The 2,887-nt window shown below is 35.2% G+C and carries 2 protein-coding genes; both read left to right on the forward strand.

Annotated elements, in window-relative coordinates:
• Window positions 1-87 precede the first annotated feature (87 nt).
• Window positions 88-300, forward strand: coding sequence for a hypothetical protein (locus tag F6K13_RS26550; protein WP_205127290.1), 213 nt, complete (start codon window positions 88-90; stop codon window positions 298-300).
• Between the two features lie 514 nt (window positions 301-814).
• Entirely contained in the window at window positions 815-2,461 is a 1,647-nt protein-coding gene (locus F6K13_RS26555) for a radical SAM protein (RefSeq protein ID WP_124155588.1), read from the forward strand.
• Window positions 2,462-2,887 lie beyond the last annotated feature (426 nt).

The following is a 2,887-nucleotide window of genomic DNA, read 5'->3' on the forward strand; positions in this document are numbered from 1 at the left end:
TTCCCTTTTGTGATAACTTGATGACGAGATAGAAATCAGAAACTGTACTATTATTATAAATTACAATCTGCTTCACCGATTTTTCCTATGGCTACTGATAGTCAGAAAAAAACTCAATATAAATATTTAGGAAAACCAGGAAGTGAAGCTGATATTGATGCAGTTGAAAAAATGACTCGAAGGGATATTATTGATGAGTTGGAGAGGGTTATTTATTCTCTTCCAGAAAGTTATTTAGATATCTGTTTCGGTGGAGAAATTGAACCAGACCCATCCTATGCTCTTCAGGATGATCAATAATGTGAGAAACGAAGATAATTCCAGATTTGATTCTGTTTCTAAACCCTAATCCCAGTAGTTAGCGTAAATAAATATTACGCTAACTACTCCGTTTTTGTCCAAAGTCTAACACGTTAGAAACCATATTAATTCCAGCATCAGTAAACACTAACCCTAAAGCTAATGTTCATATCTATACTAGGATGGCTATATATTTATGTATGTTTAAACTTTACAATACTCGATCTGCTATTTTTGGAAAAACTCCCTTTAGCAGGCATTGCTTGTTTCACAGGTATATCAGAGTTGTGCCCACAAAAATATATAAATCAATAACCTTTTTCCTTCTGCTTTCTCCTTACCGAAAAATTAAAGTATAAAGCCTCTCCATTCATGGATAAAAAAGAAAAAAATCCTTTGAGGCAATTCTCTTCTTTATAAAAAGAGGTAATTATTAATTATTAATTGTTAATTATTGATTGTTGAACCATAACGGTAATTTTTATCGCCTACCTACTTATTTATAATCTAAAATATGTCTACTAATACTAATATATTTAATACTGAACGTTTACTCTTCACTCCAGCAATACCTGAATCTAGTGCCATACCAATTATTTTTGCTTTTCCTAATGAATATACTGTAGGAATAACTAGCCTTGGTTATCAGATTGTTTGGGCAACTTTAGCAATGCGTTCCGATCTACAAGTTAGTCGTTTATTTACTGATATTAATGAACCTCTTCCACAGCAAACAGAATTATTTGGTTTTTCTGTTTCTTGGGAACTTGATTATGTCAATATTTTCCAGATTATGGAATCTTTAGAAATTCCTATTAGAGCTAAAAATCGTTCAGCAAAAAATTATCCAATAATATTTGGTGGCGGACCTGTTTTAACGGCAAACCCTGAACCTTTTGCTGATTTTTTTGATGTAATTTTATTGGGAGATGGGGAAAATTTATTGGGGGATTTTATTGATGCTTATAAAGAAGTTAGAGGAGAGGATAAACAAGTAATATTAAGACATTTAGCACAAGTTCCAGGAATTTATATTCCGAGTCTTTATGAAGTAACTTATGAAAGTGTTGATGGTGCTATTAAATCTATTGAACCTATAGATAAGGATATTCCTGTTGTAGTGCAAAAACAAACCTATCGGGGTAATACTTTATCTGTTTCTACTGTGGTGACTGAAAAGGCAGCTTGGGAAAATATTTTTATGGTAGAAGTGGTGAGAAGTTGCCCGGAAATGTGTCGTTTTTGTTTGGCAAGTTATCTGACTTTACCATTTAGAAGTGCTAGTTTAGAAGGGTCTCTAATTCCTGCTATTGAAAAGGGATTAACTGTTACAAAACGTTTGGGTTTATTGGGAGCTTCGGTAACTCAACATCCTGAATTTGATAGTTTATTGAATTATTTGAATCAGCCAAAATATGATGATGTGCGGTTGAGTATTGCATCGGTTAGAACAAATACGGTGACGGAAAAATTAGCAAAAATTTTAAGTAATAGGGATACAAAATCAATTACTATTGCTGTAGAAAGTGGGAGCGATCGCCTACGAAAAATAATTAATAAAAAGTTGGAAAATGAGGAAATTATTGAAGCTGCTGTTAATGCTAAAGCTGGTGGTTTAAAAGCTATTAAGTTTTATGGAATGGTGGGTTTACCTGGAGAGGAAGTAGAAGATTTAGATGCTACGATAGAAATGATGTTGGCTTTGAAAAAAGCTGCTCCTGGTTTAAGATTAAGTTTGGGATGTAGCACTTTTGTACCGAAATCTCACACACCTTTTCAATGGTTTGGAGTCAACTCTCAATCAGAAAAAAGGCTGAAGTTTTTGGAGAAACAACTACGGTCAAAAGGGATAGATTTTCGCCCAGAAAGTTATAAATGGTCGGTGATACAGGGATTAATTTCTAGGGGAGATAGAAGGTTATCTAATTTATTAGAATTGGTAAGGAATTATGGGGATTCTTTGGGTAGTTATAAGAGAGCTTTTAAGGAGTTGCGTGGGGAGTTACCAGAGTTGGATTTTTATGTTTTTGATGATTGGAAGTTAGAGCAAATTTTGCCTTGGAATCATATTCAAGGTCCTCTACCAATAACAACTTTAAAGAAACATTTAGCAGAGGCAATAGGGGAAGTCAGAAGTCAGAAGTTAGAAGTTAGAAGTTAGAAGTAATCCCTGACTGAGTTGTATTGAAGAAGGAGACAGGAGACAGGAGACAGGAGACAGGAGGAAAATTACATGGGGATTCGCTCCCCCAAGTAATGCGTGAACACCCCCGTTGACGGTGGAGTATTAAACCCACAAAGAAAATGATAATTCAGCTATTAGCTGTCAGCTTGAGCGTAACAAGACTGCTTCATAAAACTGATACAAAGCGTCACATCGATGCGACAAATTGATGTTTACTTCCTGCTTCTGCTGAGGCCGTCGGCGGTTACTCATCCACAGGCATTAACGGTCAAGCCAACCGCATCTCTACACTCTATACTTACATTTAAGTCTTTGTCAATTAACATAACTAAAAAAGTCCTCAAACCCTTACTACGCCGTTTTAGCGTAGGAAGCGGGATTTCAGGATAGGTCTACGTCTAT

Source organism: Okeania sp. SIO2B9, from assembly GCF_010672505.1.
Taxonomy (GTDB): Bacteria; Cyanobacteriota; Cyanobacteriia; order Cyanobacteriales; family Microcoleaceae; genus Okeania; species Okeania hirsuta.